14 protein-coding genes and 4 pseudogenes are annotated in these 16,971 nt (G+C 67.5%); 6 read left to right on the top strand and 12 right to left on the bottom strand.

Annotation, left to right across the window (positions count from 1 at the left end; genetic code table 11):
* Positions 1-567: 567 nt before the first annotated feature.
* Positions 568-768, top strand: coding sequence for a hypothetical protein (locus tag RT054_RS16315; protein WP_029212094.1), 201 nt, complete (start codon positions 568-570; stop codon positions 766-768).
* 51 nt (positions 769-819) lie between these two features.
* Here RT054_RS16315 and RT054_RS16320 read toward each other — a convergent pair whose 3' ends face one another.
* The 8 genes from RT054_RS16320 to istA form a co-directional block, all read right to left on the bottom strand.
* Complete coding sequence (locus tag RT054_RS16320; protein WP_029212093.1) at positions 820-1,452, bottom strand: vitamin K epoxide reductase family protein; 633 nt, start codon at positions 1,450-1,452, stop codon at positions 820-822.
* A complete protein-coding gene (locus RT054_RS16325) occupies positions 1,445-2,122 on the bottom strand; it encodes a thioredoxin domain-containing protein (RefSeq protein WP_029212092.1) in 678 nt (225 codons plus the stop codon). The genes RT054_RS16320 and RT054_RS16325 overlap by 8 nt, the downstream gene beginning before the upstream one ends.
* Positions 2,123-2,218: 96 nt before the next feature.
* Entirely contained in the window at positions 2,219-2,566 is a 348-nt protein-coding gene (locus RT054_RS16330; RefSeq protein WP_240483987.1) for a DUF3703 domain-containing protein, read from the bottom strand.
* Entirely contained in the window at positions 2,563-3,357 is a 795-nt protein-coding gene (locus RT054_RS16335; RefSeq protein WP_311966736.1) for a cation transporter, read from the bottom strand. The genes RT054_RS16330 and RT054_RS16335 overlap by 4 nt, the downstream gene beginning before the upstream one ends.
* Positions 3,354-4,253 (bottom strand): cation diffusion facilitator family transporter, encoded by a 900-nt coding sequence (locus RT054_RS16340; protein WP_029212089.1) that lies wholly within the window; start codon positions 4,251-4,253, stop codon positions 3,354-3,356. Before RT054_RS16340 ends, RT054_RS16335 begins: the two co-directional genes overlap by 4 nt.
* A complete protein-coding gene (locus RT054_RS16345; RefSeq protein WP_034253253.1) occupies positions 4,250-4,648 on the bottom strand; it encodes a helix-turn-helix transcriptional regulator in 399 nt (132 codons plus the stop codon). Before RT054_RS16345 ends, RT054_RS16340 begins: the two co-directional genes overlap by 4 nt.
* 97 nt (positions 4,649-4,745) lie before the next feature.
* Complete coding sequence (gene istB, locus RT054_RS16350) at positions 4,746-5,561, bottom strand: IS21-like element helper ATPase IstB (RefSeq protein WP_029212087.1); 816 nt, start codon at positions 5,559-5,561, stop codon at positions 4,746-4,748.
* Positions 5,561-7,246 carry an IS21 family transposase gene (istA, locus tag RT054_RS16355; RefSeq protein ID WP_268528330.1) on the bottom strand — a complete coding sequence of 562 codons (1,686 nt, stop codon included), beginning with the start codon at positions 7,244-7,246 and terminating at the stop codon, positions 5,561-5,563. Before istA ends, istB begins: the two co-directional genes overlap by 1 nt.
* A 220-nt stretch (positions 7,247-7,466) precedes the next feature.
* Between istA and RT054_RS16360 the strand changes: the two genes are divergently transcribed.
* From RT054_RS16360 to RT054_RS16380, 5 genes and pseudogenes are all read left to right on the top strand, one after another.
* Positions 7,467-7,670: an excalibur calcium-binding domain-containing protein gene (locus RT054_RS16360; RefSeq protein ID WP_313025652.1), complete on the top strand. Its 204-nt coding sequence runs from the start codon at positions 7,467-7,469 to the stop codon at positions 7,668-7,670.
* Positions 7,671-7,857: 187 nt separating this feature from the next.
* Positions 7,858-8,879, top strand: a pseudogene (locus RT054_RS16365) (IS3 family transposase); the annotation flags it as partial.
* Between the two features lie 242 nt (positions 8,880-9,121).
* On the top strand, positions 9,122-10,321 hold the full coding sequence (locus RT054_RS16370) for an IS30 family transposase (RefSeq protein WP_313025655.1): 1,200 nt from the start codon (positions 9,122-9,124) through the stop codon (positions 10,319-10,321).
* A gap of 4 nt (positions 10,322-10,325) precedes the next feature.
* A pseudogene (locus tag RT054_RS16375) lies at positions 10,326-10,622 on the top strand (integrase core domain-containing protein); the annotation flags it as partial.
* 43 nt (positions 10,623-10,665) lie between these two features.
* Positions 10,666-11,475: pseudogene (locus tag RT054_RS16380) on the top strand (IS3 family transposase); the annotation flags it as partial.
* Between the two features lie 323 nt (positions 11,476-11,798).
* On the opposite strand, the gene RT054_RS16385 reads toward RT054_RS16380, so the two are convergent.
* The 4 genes and pseudogenes from RT054_RS16385 to RT054_RS16395 all read right to left on the bottom strand — a co-directional run.
* Positions 11,799-12,320: a hypothetical protein gene (locus RT054_RS16385; RefSeq protein WP_313025657.1), complete on the bottom strand. Its 522-nt coding sequence runs from the start codon at positions 12,318-12,320 to the stop codon at positions 11,799-11,801.
* Positions 12,321-12,455: 135 nt separating this feature from the next.
* Positions 12,456-12,860, bottom strand: a pseudogene (locus RT054_RS16580) (FRG domain-containing protein); the annotation flags it as partial.
* Between the two features lie 162 nt (positions 12,861-13,022).
* Positions 13,023-16,406 carry a DEAD/DEAH box helicase family protein gene (locus RT054_RS16390; RefSeq protein ID WP_313025660.1) on the bottom strand — a complete coding sequence of 1,128 codons (3,384 nt, stop codon included), beginning with the start codon at positions 16,404-16,406 and terminating at the stop codon, positions 13,023-13,025.
* Positions 16,406-16,971: restriction endonuclease subunit S (locus RT054_RS16395; RefSeq protein ID WP_313025662.1), on the bottom strand; the 566-nt coding region annotated here is incomplete at its 5' end. The genes RT054_RS16390 and RT054_RS16395, both read right to left, overlap by 1 nt.

Consider the following 16,971-nt stretch of genomic DNA (forward strand, 5'->3'; position numbering starts at 1 on the left):
CACGAACGCCGCGCCGTGGTCTACGACTCGCAGGGCAACGGCCTCGTCTTCTACAGCCCTCTCCAGCGCTGACCCGGCGCCACTCCGATCTCTCGCCCCGGCCGCCCTCACGGGTGGCCGGGGCTTGTCGTGCGCCCCGCATGAGAGGGACCTTGGGCCCGAGTTCGTCCCATTGGGCGGCGCGGACTCCCCATCGCGACCGAAACTGACTGGGCCGCAACGGGGCTCACCAGATGGGGGAATCATTATCAAGCTGCAGCCGAATGACGAGGGGCCCGGGACGAACGGCAGGAAGACTGCCGCCCGCAATGCAGGGGTCGGGTGTGGGTGCCTGGGGTTGCTCCTCATCGGCGCCACGATGCTGGGCAGCGCGATGGCCGGAGCCTCGTCGACCGGTGCTTCGACTCCGGCCCCCACCGTGACGCACACCATCACGGCACCACCCGTCACCACGACAGCCACCGTGATGACTATGTCAACTCGAAGTGGCCCCATGGTGACGGCTTGATCTGGCCCCGGCCGGTGGTGGTACGGGCGTGATGGCTTGTCACGCCCTCGGACTGGGGGGTGCCGTTCATCCTCGCGGCGGCCGGGATCGAACGCTTCGCACGCGTGTCGGGTTGGGTGCGCGACCGCCATCGCCTCGTCCAGTTCGTCGGGGGCGGGCTGCTCGTCGTCGTGGGCGTGCTGCTACCCACCGGTGTCTGGGAAGACCTCACCCGATGGCTCCAGGCCGAGCTCGTGTCGGGCTTCCAGGTGCCGATCTGAGGCATCTGGCGACCATGGCGGTCGGATCGCGACCAAGGCCGCGAGCAGCGTTCAGCTGCCGAGCGTCACCCAGTAGTCCCAGAACCGGACAGCGATGAGTGCGGCGATGACCACGAGCCATACCGTGATCACGCTGGGACTGTAGGACGCGACCTGCCGAAGGCGCGCCGGGAACGGAATCCGACCGGTTCTGACGTTCTGGGCGGTGGTCGTGACGAACGCGGTGATGGCCGCGACCCAGACGATCATGCAGTAGGGGCACAGGGCGCCGATGCGGTACAGGCTCTGGAGGATCAGCCAGTGCACGAACACGACCCCGAGGGTGGTGCCGGCCTGGATGCCCCACCAGAACCATCCCGGCAGTGCCGCCCGGGTGAGCAGGACCACGCCGATGGTCAGCAGGGCCGTGAACCCGGCGACGCCGAGGATGGGGTTGGGGAACCCGAACGCGGCGGCCTGGTCGGTGTTCATGACCGACCCGCAGGACAGCACCGGGTTGATGCTGCAGGAGGGCACGTAGGCCGGGTCCGTGAGCAGGGCGATCTTCTCGAGGAGCAGGACGAACGCGGCGACCAAGCCGACCACGCTGGCGAGCGTCAGGACCCAAGCCGTGCCCCGACCCACGATTCGGTCCTGCTGGGTCGTTGCTGGTGCGTCTGCTCGGCCTGGTGCCGGTTCAGCCATTGAGGGCGGCGTCGATCTGGTCGCGGAAGTCCTGGACCGAGGACGGCTGCAGCTTCTTGCCGTTGAGGAAGAACGTGGGGGTGCCTTCCACGCCGAGGTCGAGGCCGTCCTGCCGGTCCCGTTCCACCCGCTCCTGGGTGGCCTTGGCGGCGACGGCCTTGTCGTAGGCGGCCATGTCCAAACCGAGTTCTTGGGCGAACCCGCGGAACAGGGACGCCTTGGAGTCCTGCTGCTCACCCCACGTCTCCTGCGTGTCGTACATGCGCTTGTACATGTCCTCGAACTTGCCCTGCTGGGCAGCGGCCTCAACAGCCAGAGCGGAGTTGACTGCGTTGGCGTGGCTGGGGATCGGGAAGTAGCGCACGACGAAGTCGACCTTGCCGGCGTACGTGGTGCGCAGCTCCTCCACGACGGGGTAGGCCGCACGGCAGGACTCGCACTCGAAGTCGAGGAACTCGACCAGCGTCACCTTGCCCGTCCCTGCGGCTCCGAGCCGGTGGCTGTCGTCGCGCACCAGCTTGCCCGTCCCCGCCCCGGCTCCGGTGGCCGCACCGGCGGCGTCGGCGGGGTCGGCCTTCTTGGGTGACAGTGCCAGGGCTCCAGCGATGAAGGCCACGAGCAGGGCGACGACGGCGGCGGAGACGAGGGCGTTGCGTTTCACGGGTGTCACAGGGGTCAGCTCCAGGTAAGTCAGGAAGGGCAGGGGGCTCGTGGGGCGAACGGGTCGGGGGCCCGGTCAGGTTCCCCGGGGTGGGAGGAAGCCGCGTCAGCGGTGGGTGAGGAGTTCGGCGAGATCTTGCGGGACGGGCATCGGCTGGGTCAGCGGGACGGTGGCGCGGCCGGTGTTGCCCTCGGGGTAGCGCCCGAGCGCGGATCCGGGTGCGGCGACTAGCAGCCGCAGGACCTGCCCGGCGGCTTCGCGGCGGTCGTGCTCGCTCCACGCCAGAGCGAACATGACCGCGTGGGCGCGGGTGTGCGGCCAGGCCCAGGGTTGGGACAGGATGTGCGCCCGTTCCAGCGCCGCCCACCGTTGCCCGCTCGTGGTGGCCGTGCGGGCGTGGCGCAGCTCGGCGTCGAACGCCGCACGGATCTGGGCTGGCATGCGGCGGCTCACGAGTGGTCCTCGCGCCGGGCGAGGGTCACGGGGGTGGGTGCCGCCTGTCGGTCCGCTGCCTGGTCGACGCCGCTCGTCGAGGTGGTGCAGCAGTCATCCGCGGCGCATTGCGAGGCTGAGGTCGTGGTGTCGGTGTCAGCACCGGCCCCCATGGCAGAGAGCGCCGCCGGGGCGCAGCAGTCGTCACCCTGCCAGTTCTGCCAGCCCTCGCGGGCCGCGACGGCCGCGATGACCAGGGCAGCGAGCGGGTCGGCCCAGAACCAGCCGAGGGTGGCGTTGAGCACCAGGCCGACCAGCAGCACCGCGGACAGGTAGGTGCACAGCAGGGTCTGGGTGCCGTCGCCCTCGACAGCGGCCGAGCCAAGCTCGCGACCGGTGCGGCGCTGCCACACGCTGAGGAAGGGCATCACCGCCAGGGAGGCGAGGGCCAGGCCGATCCCGACGGGGCTGGAGTCAGGGCGGGCGCCGGTGATCAGGGCGTGCCCGGCCTCGACGGTGAGGTAGGCGGCCAGGGCGAAGAACGAGATGGCGATGAGGCGCTGCGCCGCGCGTTCCCGGCTCTCTGGCAGGCGGTGGCGGAACTGCCACAGGATCACCAGCCCGGAGGACACCTCGACCAGGGAGTCCAGGCCGAACCCGACCAGCGCGGAGGAGCCGGCGATATTCCCGGCGGTGATCGCGATGACGGCCTCGACGGTGTTGTAGGCAACGGAGGCAGCGGCGAGCAGCTGGGCGCGGCGCATCAGGGTCGCGCGCCGTTCGGGGGTGGTCAGGGCGGTCCATGTGGTCACCAGGTGACCTCCTTGCATCCGGTGTGGGTGTTGGGTTCGACCTGGAGGGTGGCGTGCTCGACGCCGAAGCTGGTGAGCATGACCGTTCGGGCGCTGTCCAGGACGGCGTGCGCGTCCGCGCCCTCACTGGTCATCAGGTGGGCGGTGGCCACGTTCATCCCCGAGGTGAGGGTCCACACGTGCAGGTCATGCACGTTGCTCACACCCGGGACGGCTGCCAAGGCGGCTTCGACGTCGTCCGGTGCCATGTCCGCGGGCGCGTGCTGCCCCAGGACCGTGAGGACCTCCCGGCCCAGGATGATCGCGCGGACGGCGACGAAGATGGCGATGGCCAAGGCGATGCCGGTGTCCCACCACGCGTTTCCGGTCGCGGCCACCATGACCCCGGCGACGATGACGCCAACAGAGCCGACGGTGTCGGCGACGACCTCGAGGTAGGCGCCCTTGACGTTCAGGCTGTCGCTGGCCCCGCCGCGCAACAGCAGCAGGGCGATGATGTTGACCACCAGGCCGATGCCGCCGACGATCAGCATCGGCCCCGAGGCGATCTCCGCCGTGGCGCCGATGCGCCCGATGGCCTCCACCGCGATGTAGACCGAGACCCCGAGCATCAACAGGACAGCCAGGCCGGAGGCGAACACCTCGGCACGGTAGGACCCGAACGTGCGACGACCGGTGCTGTCCGGGCGAGAGGCGATCCGGGTGGCCACCAACGCCGCACCGAGCGCGACCACGTCGGCGGCCATGTGCCCGGCATCGGAGAGCAGCGCCAATGACCCTGACAGCAGACCTGCCACCAGCTCGACGACGAAGTAGCCGGCGACGAGGATGAACGCCAACCGCAGCCGCCACCGATGCGCCCCGCCCGCGCTTCCGTGGCCGTGTCCGTCGCTCACCGGATCGCCTGGGCTGACGCGATGCCGGCTGCTTGGTCGTGGGCGATGTGCTCCCTGGTCAGGTCCAGCAGCATCCGCACGTGGGCGTCCGCGAGCCGGTAGAACACCAACCTGCCCTGCCGGCGACCGGTCACCACCGCGGAGGCGCGCAGCATCCGCAACGACTGCGACACCGTCGCCTCCTGCACACCGGTCGCGGCGGCCAGGTCGCACACGCACAGCTCACCGGCCTCGAGAAGCGCGAACAGCAACCGCGCCCGGGTCGGGTCGCCGAGGAGCTTGAACATGCTCGCCGCCCGCGCCAGCTCATCTGCCGGGAGCGTGGCATCCAGCACGAGCTGGACCTTCTCCGGGTGAACGCAGTGGACCGAACAGCCATCCAACCCAACAACCATGTCATCTGAGCGCATGATCAGATAATAGGGAATGAGCCGCCAGGGTCAAGTCCGCGAGGAGAAGCATCGAGCGATGCCCGCCCATAGAGCCGCACGGTCATACGACAACGTTGGCCCGGGCGTGGGCGAGCCGGTAGGAGTGGGTGCCGGTTTCGATGATGGTGCCGTTGTAGGTGAGCCGGTCCACGATCGCGGCGCACAGGCGGGGGTCGGTGAAGGTGTCGGTCCACCCGGAGAACGACTGGTTCGAGGCGATCGCGATGGAGTTCTTCTCTTCGCGTTCGGTGAGGACCTGGAAGAGAAGTTCGGCGCCGCGGCGGTCGAGTTCCATGTAGCCGAGCTCGTCGATCATGAGCAGGTCGACCCGGCCATAGCGGGCGATGGTCTTGGCGAGCTGTTTGTCGTCGGCGGCTTCGACGAGCTCGTTCACGAGCTTGGTGGCCAGTGTGTACCGAACCCGGTACCCCTGCTCGGCGGCCGCCGTCCCCAGGGCGATGAGCAAGTGGGACTTGCCGGTGCCGGAGTCCCCGATCAGGCACAGCGGGTCGCCTCGGCGGATCCAGTCGCCCTTGGCGAGTTCGTGCACGGTCGCGGGGTTGATCGCGGTGTTGGCGTCGAAGTCGAAGTCCCCGAGCCACTTGTCCCGCGGGAACCCGGCCGCCTTGACCCGGCGCACCGACGAGCGTCGGTCCCGGTCGTCGACCTCGGCCAGCAGCAGCTCGGCCAGGAAGCCTTGGTAGGTCAGCTGCTCCTTCTTCGCCACCGACAGGGCCTCGTCGACCAGGGCCCGGATCGTGGGTAACCGAAGTCGGCGGCAGGCCTGGTCGACCGCGGCGATCGCGGCCTCTTCGGTCATCCCACGCCGGCGGCGCAACGTTGGACTGACCGGGGTGGCCACCGGTGTCGGGCTCATCAGCTGGTGCTCGCTTTCACATCAGGGGTGGGAGGGGTGGTGGTGCGTCGTCGTGGGAGCAGTTCGTCGTAGGCGACCACGGACGGGATCGGCCGGGTATCGGGTGGGAGACCGGCGATCACTGCGGCAGGGTCGGTCAGGCGGCGTTGGGTCAGACTGACAACGCGTTGCTCGCGCGTATCGCCTCGAGCAACGTGATGACGGTCAGAGCTGGCCCCACCCGTCGCCGTGGTGGTGTCGGGGGTGTGTCGGCGGGCTTCGACCGCGACGACGTCCGCGGACACCGCGCCCACGGTCAGGGCGGCGGCGATCCCGGCGGTGACCTGCTCGGCTGTGAGGGAGCGGTGGAGCAGCAGGACGTCGACGAGCTCACGCGTGCCGTCAGCGTCGCCGTTGACCTTCCGGCTGGCCGCCCAGAACGCCTCATGCGCCGAGGTGAACACCCCTGCAGCGCGGGCTTGCGCCAGAGCAGTAGATCCGGGAAGGGCGCCGGGCTTGAACCGCAACACCTCTAGGTAGTGATCCAGGACGACCCGGCTGGTGCCCCGGGCCACGACCCGTGGGTGCATAGCCACCACGGTGCGGCCCTCGAACACGACCACCTCGGTCGCGCGCAGGCTGACGCGCACGCGGCGACCGATCAGGTGCGCCGGGACGGAGTACTTCACCATCCGCACACTGATCATCGAGGACCGGTCCACGCGAGGGTTCAGCACCAGTCCCGGTTCGAACACCTCCATCGGCAGCGGCCTGAGCAGGGGTTGTTCGGCGGTGAAGTCGTGCCCGATCGTGTTCAGGCGACCACTGATCCGCCGGTCCTCGTCGGCGGCCTCCCACGCCTTGATCTGCTCGTTCAGCTGGTCAAGCGAATCGACCTCAGGCATGGGGACCAGGTGGTTGCGGCGGAACCACCCGACCGCGCCCTCGACGCCGCCCTTCTCATGGGCGCCCTCGATGCCGGACTGGCAGTAGAACGCGTCAAAGCCGTAGTGCGACCGGAACAGCACCCACCGGTCGTTCTCGTTGCGGGCACGGCCCGGTCCGTGGATGACGGCCGTGACTGCGGAGGTGAGGTTGTCGTACTTGATGTGCTTCGTGGGGATCCCGCCGATCGCGTCGAACGCCTCAATATGCCCTTGGAGGAACGCTTCCTGCGCCTGGGTGGGGTACACACGGTGGATCGCCTTCCCGGAGTGGGAGAGCCACAGGACGAACATGTAGCACTTGGTCCTCACCCCGCCCAAGACGACCCAGACCTCACCGAAGTCGACCTCGGCCTCCTCACCCGGGCCGTGGTGTTGGGCGATGAACGCCTCAAGGCGGCGTCCGCCCTCGAGGTCGATCTGTGCCCGCCGGACCCGCACGTAGTCCCGCACGGTCGAGTACGACAGACCGGTCGCGGCCTGCTCGTCGACGAGGCGAGCGAGGATCCGGGTCGCGGTATGCCGTTGCTTCCTCGGCGCGTCCAGATCCGCGCGGAGCATGCCGTCGATGGCGTCCTTGAACGGGTCCAACCGCGGTGCCGACCGTGTCGGTGCCTTCCGTGGTGCCGGCTCCGCTGATGCCAGCGCGTGCCTTACGGTGCGCCGGTGCACCCCGTGACGGCGGGCCAGTTCGCGGATCGAGATCTCCTCGACCCGCGCGTCCCGACGTATCGCAGCGAACAACTCCACACGTGATCCCATCCCAACCCCGATCCCTCGAGTGCTCTGATGTGAGCAAGGCTGGGGTGGGGCCAGATCAAACCGTCACAACCACCCCGGCGAGTCGCCAGTGGGGCCAGATCAGGCCGTCACGATGGGGCCAGATCAACCTGTCACAGTCACCGTGACGGCCCCCGCGCCGACCCCCGAGACGGTGACGGAGACGGTCACCGAAACCGTCACGGAGACCGCGACGGAAACCGTGACCGCCACCGAAACGGTGACGGCGGAGGCCGAAGCCGTTCCCCAGCAATTCGCCGACACCTCCCAGGAGGAGGAACCGGAGGGGGAGGTCTACGCCAACTGCTCCGAGGCACGCGCGGCAGGAGCCGCGCCCCTGTACCGCGGTGACCCCGGGTACCGCCCCAAGCTCGACCGCGACGACGACGGTGTGGCCTGCGAGTAGCGCTCGCCACCACCGCCCAACGTGGCGCCGCTTGACCACACCCGTGTCAGCGGGCGTCCGAAGAACGGCGCATCGACCAGGGTGGCTTCGCGGCGGTCATGAGCGCGCAGCGAGCCCGGGGCCTGACCCCTGGTAGTGGACACGCTGAATCCCGCACCGCGGGTGAGAGCGAGATGATCTGTCCATCATGGCCAGGAAGACTTACTCCGAGGAGTTCCGCCGTCAGGCGGTCGAGTTGTACGAGAGGACCCCGGGCGCCACGGTCCGTGGGATCGCCGATGACCTGGGGATCGTGCGGGGCACGTTGACTCAGTGGCTGCGCGCGTACGGCACGGGCACGAAGGTCGCCGCCGACGGCACGCGGGTCGACAGTCCCGTCCACCACACCGGCGGGAGGGCGGCCTCGGCGGCTTCGCCGGTCGATGAGACTCCTGAGCAGGAGTTGGCCCGGTTGCGAACGCGGGTACGGGAGCTGGAAGTCAACGAGGTCAAGCTGACGACCGAGCGGGACATCCTGCAGAAGGCGGCCAAGTATTTCGCCGGGGAGACGCGCTGGTGAGTCGCTTCCAGTTCGTCGCCGACCATGCCGCCACCTACGAGGTGAAGCGACTCTGTGAGCTGCTGGAGGTTCAGCGCTCGTCCTACTACGCCTGGCTGCAGGCCGCGCCGACCCGGGCCGAACGCGCCGCCGCCGACGCCGCCCTGGCCGTCCGGATCCGCATCCTGCACGAGGCGGACAACACTCTGGGCGCCCCACGCGTCACGGCCGAACTCAACGACGGCGTCGAGCCGGATCAGCGGGTGAACCACAAGCGCGTGGCGCGAGTGATGCGCTGCGAGCACATCGCCGGCTACGTCAAGAAACGGAAGGTCGTCACCACACGGCCCGAACCATCCCGAGAAGACGTTCCTGACCTGCTGCAACGAGACTTCACCGCCGAAGCGCCGAACATGAAGTACGTCGGCGACATCACCTACCTCCCTCTGGGGGACGGGTCCAACTGGTACCTGGCCACTGTCATCGATTGTTACTCCCGCCGTCTGGTGGGGTGGGCCATGGCCGATCACATGCGCACCGAGCTCGTCGAAGAAGCGTTGCAGGGCGCGGCCGCCACGCGGGGCTGCCTGGTCGGGGCGATCTTCCATTCCGACCACGGGTCGGTCGGCGGATTCAAGTGGTCGTCGCAACACCTTGATCGTGGAGGTGTGTGGTGGCGAAGTCGGATTGGTTCCGGAAGACCAGCGAGGTGCCCGAGGGGGTGCGTCGGCAGTGGCGTGCGGATCGGGCGCTGCGGCCGCCGATGCGGTCCCCGGGACGGCCCGAGCCGTCGCGGGCGGTGCAGCGCCAGTTCTGGCGTTTGATCGCGACGGGGGTGAATACCGCGGAAGCGGCGTTGGCGGTGGGCGTGTCAGTGTCGGTGGGCAGCAGATGGTTTCGCCACGCTGGTGGCATGCCACCGATCAGCCTGGCTGAGCCCACGGGCCGCTACGTGACCTTCGCCGAGCGTGAGGAGATCGCGATCCTGAAGGCGCAGGGCCTCGGGGTGCGCGGGATTGCCCGCACCCTGGGACGTGACCCGGGAACGATCTCGCGAGAGCTGCGTCGCAACGCGGCCACCCGCGCCGGCAGGTTGGAGTACCGCGCGGGCGTGGCGCAGTGGAAGGCTCAGCAGGCCGCCAAGCGTCCCAAGACCGCGAAACTGGTCGGCAATGAGCGGCTGCGATCCTACGTTCAGGAACGTCTGGCCGGTGAGGTCCGCGGCCCCGATGGTGCTGTGACCGCCGGCCCGCGGCCCCCGGCGTGGAAAGGATTGAACAAGCCGCACCGGGCGGACCGCCGTTGGGCCACGGCCTGGAGTCCGCAGCAGATCGCGAACCGGTTACCGGTCGATTTCCCTGAGGATGAGTCCATGCGGGTCAGTCACGAGGCGATCTACCAGGCCCTCTACATCCAGGGCCGGGGCGCGCTGCAGCGCGAACTGGTCACCTGTCTACGGACCGGCCGGGCCCTGCGCAAACCGCGAGAACGCTCCCGTAACAAGCCCCAGGGTCACGTCACCGACCAGGTCGTGCTGAGCGCTCGCCCGCCCGAGGCAGCCGACCGCGCCATCCCCGGGCACTGGGAAGGAGACCTGATCATCGGGACCGACAGGTCGGCCATCGGGACCCTGGTCGAGCGCTGCAGCCGCGCCACGGTCCTGATCCACCTGCCCCGATGCCCAGGGTGGGGCGAACAGCCCCACGTGAAGAACGGTCCGGCGCTGGGTGGCTATGGCGCCATCGCGATGAACACCGCGTTGACCGCGACGATCGCAGAGCTGCCCGAGCAACTGCGCAAGACCATCACCTGGGACCGCGGCAAGGAGATGTCGGCCCACGCGCGGTTCACGATGGACACCGGCACCCGCGTGTACTTCGCCGACCCCCACTCGCCCTGGCAACGAGGCACGAACGAGAACACCAACGGCCTGCTGCGCCAGTACTTCCCCAAGGGCACCGACCTATCCCGCTGGAGTGCCGAGGACCTCCAAGCCGTTGCCTACACCCTGAACAACCGCCCCCGTAAAGCGCTCGGATGGAGAACTCCCGCGGAAGTGCTCGAGGAGCACCTACGATCGCTTCAACAGCCGAGTGTTGCAACGACCGGTTGAACCCAGTGTCTACACCTCGAAGGACTACGCCAAACTCTGCCGCCGACAGGGGGTGACTCGGTCCATGGGCGCCGTCGGCACCTCAGCCGACAATGCGCTGGCCGAGTCGTTCAACGCGACCTTCAAACGCGAGGTCTTGCAAGACCGCCGCGCCTGGCCCGACGCTCTGACGTGCCGCCGCGAGGTCTTCAAGTGGCTCACCCGTTACAACACGCGCCGACGCCACTCCTGGTGCGGCTACCTCAGCCCCAACGACTACGAGGCCACCACCACGACCGCTACGCTGGCGACCGCCGCGTAATCAACCCCCGTGTCCACCAACAGGGGTCAAGGCCCCCCGTTCGGGCTATTACGACTGGGCCACCCGGCATGGGACCGAGCCGGGGCCGCGGGAGCGGCGTTGGCGCCAGGTCCGCGCCCTGGTTCTTGCCGCGCACGAGGAATCAGACGAAGTTTACGGCGCCCCGCGGATCACCGCGCAGCTACGCGCCGCCGGCGAGAAGGTCTCGACGAAGACGGTGGCCAAAGCGATGCGCGCCGAAGGGATCCGAGGGGTCAGTCCGCGGCCGTGGACGCCGGTGACCACGATCAGTGGTCCCTCACCGCACGCGATCCCGGACCTGGTCGGGCGGCGCTTCGACACCGGCGCACTCAACAAGGTGTGGACCTCGGACATCACGTACTTGCCCACTGGTGAGGGGTGGCTGTACTTGTGCGCGGTCCGTGACGGCTGTTCGCGCCGCGTGTTGGGCTACGCCTTCAGCAACAACCTGCACACCGACCTCGTCGAGCAAGCCCTGCGGCGCGCCGTCACCTTCCGCGAGGGCTTCGACCGTGGGGTGATCCTGCACGCTGACCGGGGCTGCCAATACACCTCCCAGCAGCTGCACGACGCCGCCGCCGGGCTCGGCGTGCGGCTATCGGTCGGCCGTACCGGAGTGTGCTGGGACAACGCCCAACAAGAGAGCTTCTGGGCCACGCTGAAGACCGAGTATTTCAACCGACACGAGTTCGGCACCCGTGCCGCCGCGATCCGCGGTGTGAGCGAGTGGATCGAGACCCTGTACAACCGCCGCCGGCGCCACAGCGCCCTCGGATTCATCAGCCCGGTAGCCTTCGAACACCGCAACACCACCGCGGCCCAGGCCGCTTAATCGATGTCCGTCAAACGGGGGCAACCCCAGGCCAGGACGAGCCTGACCGGGAGTTTCGTGAACCTACAGGCAGTTCTTTCGTGAACTACCCATGGTGGGTGGTCGACGAAACGCCGTGAGCTCTGGCGATACAGCGCGCCGCCTCTCGTTGGCACGCCTGAATGTCGCGCATTGGCACATTCCCCGTGCGGCCCCCTGCCGCCCGGCGCTGGCCGAGCGAGGCGGCGCGGGCGACCAAGACCGGTCCACGGCACACCGAAACTCAGGACAGCCCCTCAATACGCACGAAACACGCTCAACAGCACCGCACTAGGTGCGACGGGTCAGGAGTCGTCATCTGCGAGTTCCGCCGTAGCAGCTGGCGCTTCGGGATTGAAGATCAGCTGATCCAGTTGACCCCTTGCGGGCACCTTGTCGAGGTCGAAGGCGTCGAATTTGAGGGCTTCCACGTAACCTTGAAGGTCCGGGTACATGGTCGAAGCGGACGTGTCGTACGAAGCACGCAGGTGATCGAGAATTTTCTCTCGAATCCCATCATTGAAGATGATTGCTAGGAAATCGATTCGACGCGGTCGCCCTTTCCCCTTTTCCTCCGGCGCCATCAAGCGCGTCAATCCCTCTTCACCGGGTGGAGAACCCGCCTCAAAGGGGAAGGCGTGCAAACCAGGCACGACGGGAGACGTCGATTCCACCCCGAGAAGAAAGCGGCCACGTTGAGCCGCCATTCGAACATCTTGAACCCTCGGCGTCAGCAGCACAGGATTCCCGGTGTCCCGACTGTGCGTGAGCGCGACATCCAGTGATGCCGCAGCCTGATCCGCGAAGCTGGATGTCAATCCCCCCATGGGCTCGACTGTCGTTACGTTAGCCACCGATGTGACATTAAATGCAAAGAGGGCATGTTTAGGTGAACGCCTTCTGCCAGACTCCCTACCACCTTCGTCGACTGGAGATCCACGTAGGCTTGCAGGCGGTTGGCATGCAAACCAGAGGGCAGTCATAGGATCAGTAGTCACGTCGATCAAACGAGTGGGCGCTCCATGGTGTTGCAACATCGCCAGGAGTTGCAGATCAGGCATCACTCCGCCTTCCGTGACCCCGATTCCCCAGTGATGCGCTCCGTCCAGAATCCGCCGCTCCACCTGTCGAAGATCATCCTGATCGTTGGGATTTGAGTGCAACTTAGCCTTAGCAAAATCCCCCCGTTTTATCGCGACTTGCAGAGAGGACAGGATCTGCCAAGAGGCGTCCGCAACCCCTCGCCAAACAAATTTTTGACCCCGCTCAAGAGTCCCGACACGCCCCACCAACCGAACGAGCTGATCGACCGACCTGACCTCGATCCCCCACCCACTTTGGACCCAGTGATTTTTGCGCGTAGACATGACTCTCTTTCCTCAGTGCCATGAACTTGTTGAGGGCATTGAGGGCCGCTCATTTCCATTATGCTCATCCGCGGGTCCATTTCAACCGGAAATTCGCTACACGCCTCCGCACGAGAGTTCACTGCTGCGCGGAGTTACGGCAGTGTGCCTTCGCGCGAACTACTATGCTGTCTTTTCCTTGGGCAGTGCATGGGCCCGGACATCGCGCAGTGTGCTTACGATGATCTCCAGGTCCGCGTCGGGGAACATCGTGTCGACCCGGGGCAGGTCGTCGCTGTAGGGCGATTCGAAGAGGCGGGCGGGTTCCATGACGCCGGTGGTGGTCAGTTCGTTGATGACCATTTCGACGAACCGGATCTGGTCGACGCTGTAGGCGGAGGTGTCGAGGAAGCGGGCGAAGGCTTCCATGGCCGCGGCCCGCTCCAGGCCGGCGAGAGAGCGCAGGAACAGTCCCAGCCCTCCGGTTTCAGCCACAGCCCGCTCCAGATGGGTCGCTTCGGCGCCGAGGTCGTGGAGCATCTCCTCGAGACTCGACAGGTCGGCGCGGGTGAGCTGCCTGTTGCGGCGCAGTTTCTGGATGGCGATGTGGTCGTCGTGCTCGCGCAGGTGGGCGGTGGTCTTGGCGACGAAGCGTTCCCAGTTCATGCCGGGCGTGGTTCCAGGCAGGTGGACGTCGACCGCCTCGGTGAGGGTGTCGGCGAAGTCGGTGTAGACCGGGTTGCGGGTGCCGTCACCGACGACGAACGCCGCCAGGTCCCGCAGCCGTAGCCGGGCGAGTTCGAGCATCGGGAGCGTCACGTCGACCCACCATTCGTCACCGGCGATCTCTTCCAGCAGCGGCGCCTGTGCGGCGACCATGGGGATCGCGGTGCGCCCGAGGAGGTCGGTCGCGATGGCCTGCACGCTCTCGCGGATGCGCTCAGCGGTGGCGACGTCGCCGTCGAGATCGGCGACCTGACGCCGCAGGATGAGCAGGTCGAACCGTTTCGCGGGTTCGCTCCCCTGCGCTGCGGCGGTGGGCAGGCCACCGAGTTCGAGGGCGTCGTGGGCGTCCTCGGCACTGAGGGTGTCCCATGCGGCGCCGTCGCTGAACTTCTCCACGAGGCGCCGGTGCGGGCGCACGAGCACGTTGTCGAGCGTCATCCCGGAGACGAACTCGTGGAGCAGACGGGAGGTCTCCCGACGGAGGTCGGCATCGCCGCCGGCGGTGTCGAGGCCGCGGACGAGCGCAACGCGGTGCTCGTAAATCCGCTGCGTGAGGGACTTCTGGGTCGAGCCCTCGGCGGTGGGCAGGTCCTGGCTGAAGAATTCGAGGTTGCCAAGGAAGTCGAAGACGTAGAAGTCGCGCTTGTGCTCGCCCTCGCCGTACAGGTCGGGGCGCAGGCGCGTACCGCGGCCGATCATCTGCCAGAACTTGGTGCGTGAGCGCACGGGCTTGAAGAACACCAGGTTGGCGACCTCGGGCACGTCGATGCCGGTGTCGAGCATGTCGACGCTGATGGCGATGTGCGGGTCGGACTCCGGGTCGGAGAAGGCGTCGATGAGCTGGTCGGCGTAGGAGACACCGTGGGTGATGACGCGGGCGAACCGCCCGGCGAGTTCGGGCCATCCGGCGTCGAACCGCTGCGCGATGAACTCGGCGTGCCGCTGGTTCTTGGCGAAGATGATCGTCTTGGCGAGCCGGTCCCCGCCCGCGACCTTGTGGCCGGCCTCCATGAGGAGGGCGAGGACCTTGTCGACGGTGTCCTCGTTGAACAGGAACCGGTTGATCTCCTCGGCCTCGATCGCGTCGGGCGGGCCGTCGTCGCCCCAGTCGATGGTGTCCCAGGTGTCCTTCTCGTCCTGGGTGAGGTCGTCGTACCGGATGCCGCGACGCAGGAACGTCGTGCCCACCGAGATGCCCCGGGGCGGGACGAGGTAGTCGTCCTCGATGGCCTGGTCGAGGGAGTACGCGTCGGTGGGGACGCCGTCCTCGAGTTGGAAGAGGCGGTAGGTGTTGTGGTCGACCTCGTCCTTGGGTGTGGCGGTGAGGCCGACGAGCAGGGAGTCGAAGTACTCGAAGATGTACCCGTACTTGGCGTACACGCTGCGGTGGGCCTCGTCGATAATGACGAGGTCGAAGAACCCGGGCCCGAAGCGCCGCTGCTCGCCGTCGGTCTGCTGGATGAGGCCCATCATCGTCTGGTAGGTGCAGAAGTAGGTGCGGCCCGTCTTGCGGGGGTCCTTGAGCAGGTTGACCGGCCCGGATTCGGGATAGTGCTCGGCGAACGCGTCGTGGGCCTGCTTGACGAGGGCCTGCCGATCGGCGAGGAACAGGGCATTCTTGACCCAGCCGGCGTCCATGAGTTGCTTCACGAGGGCGACGGCGGTGCGGGTCTTGCCGGTGCCGGTGGCCATGACGAGCAGGGCGTGCCGCTGGCGGCGGTCGAAGGCGTCGCCGATCGCGCTGATGGCGCGGGCCTGGTAGTAGCGGCCGGCGATCTCGCGGTCGACGGATTCACCGGCGAGGGGGCGGCGGGTGTCGCGGCGCTGGATGAGGAGTTCGAGCTGGTCGGCGGTGGCGAACCCCTGCACGGCGCGGGGCGGGTAGTCCGACGCGTCGTCCCAGAGGAAGTGCTCGTGGCCGTTGGTGTAGTAGATGATCGGCCGCCGCCCGAACTCCTGCTCCAGAGCGTTCGCGTAGAGCCGGGCCTGCTCCTGGCCCTCGTGCGGTGAGCGGCGGGTGCGCTTGGCCTCGACCACGGCGAGGGGCAGCCCGTCGGCACCCCAGAGGACGTAGTCGATCCGCCCTTCACCGCTGGTGGTGGGCATGCCGGTGACGGGGTACTCGCGGTCCCGCTTCTGGTCGAGGGCCCACCCGGCCTTGTGGAGGAGGAGGTCGATGAACGCGTCGCGGGTCTCGGACTCGCGGTAGTCCTGGGTGTCGGTGAGGGTCTTGGCCTCCTGCGCGGCCTTGACCTGGGCGCGGGCGGCCTCGAGTTCCGCTTCGAGTTCGGCGAGGCGGGCGTCGCGGTCGGCGAGGGCGACGTCGCGGGCTTCGAGTTCGCGGGCGTGGGCCTCGTCCTGGGCCTGGAACTTCTCGGCGAGCTTGACGACCTCCGCGCGCGAGAGCGGCGCGGCCTGCGCAGCGAGGTGCGGGTCGAACTGCCTGCCCATCGGCACGGAGTCGGGCGCGGCGGAGTACCGGAACGCCGCCCACACCATGACGAGGTAGAGGTCTCGCATCACCTGCAACGCGGTGTGCGCCTGGATCGGCTTGGCCGTGTGCGCGGCCTGGTTGCCGACGTTCTTGATGAGCATCAGCTTGGTGGAGATGCCTTCACCCGTGACGCTCTTGAACGCCGGGTCTGCGATGTGTGCCGCGAGGTCCCGCTTGTACGGCTCTTCGAGGTCGAGAAGGCGGTACAGGTGCATGACCAGCAGCTCCACCGACCGCCGAGCGAGGAGGCACGCCGTGGACGGATCGTTCGTCAGATACGACTCCGCCTTCGCACAACTGGCGTGAATCTCCGGCCACTCAGCGCGGAGGAAGTCGAAGTTACCCATCACAACTCACCCCTGAACGCTCGGGCCTGGAGGGAAGCGAACAAGTCGTCATCTTGGGTCTGCACTGCCTTCGCCGCCTCGAGCTGTTGGTCGACGAGGTGGCAGAAGTCGGCAAACTCTTGTTGGACTTCACGTGCGGTGGTTGGAACCTCGACCGAACGGATGTCATCGAAGTTCAAACCTGCCTTGACCTGGCCTCGGTTCTTTTTCATGAGCTGACGGCGCCCCTCGGCAGACTCCAGGTAGTGAGCCAAGAACTCTGGAACAAGGTCGGGCGCCCGCAAAATCGCCATGTGCTGGTTGACGTACCCTCGTCCCAGCTCAGGCGGGATCACAGCAGTACGGCCAAGGTCCGCGGTGATACTCACTAGGACATCTCCGCTGCGGACGAGCGTCCGTCGTGCCTCCGCGGTATCGGGCGCCTGGACGTAGGCGATGTCGGTCAAGTCGAGCGTTCCTCCACCCACGTTCTGAATCCGAATGAATGGGTCGCCCGTCTCGCTGTAATGCGGCTCTTCGACTTTGAGCGTGGTGTGGGTGTTCACGCCGCGATCGGTGTCGGCGC

Source organism: Mobilicoccus sp. (genome assembly GCF_032060985.1).
Taxonomy (GTDB): Bacteria; Actinomycetota; Actinomycetes; order Actinomycetales; family Dermatophilaceae; genus Mobilicoccus.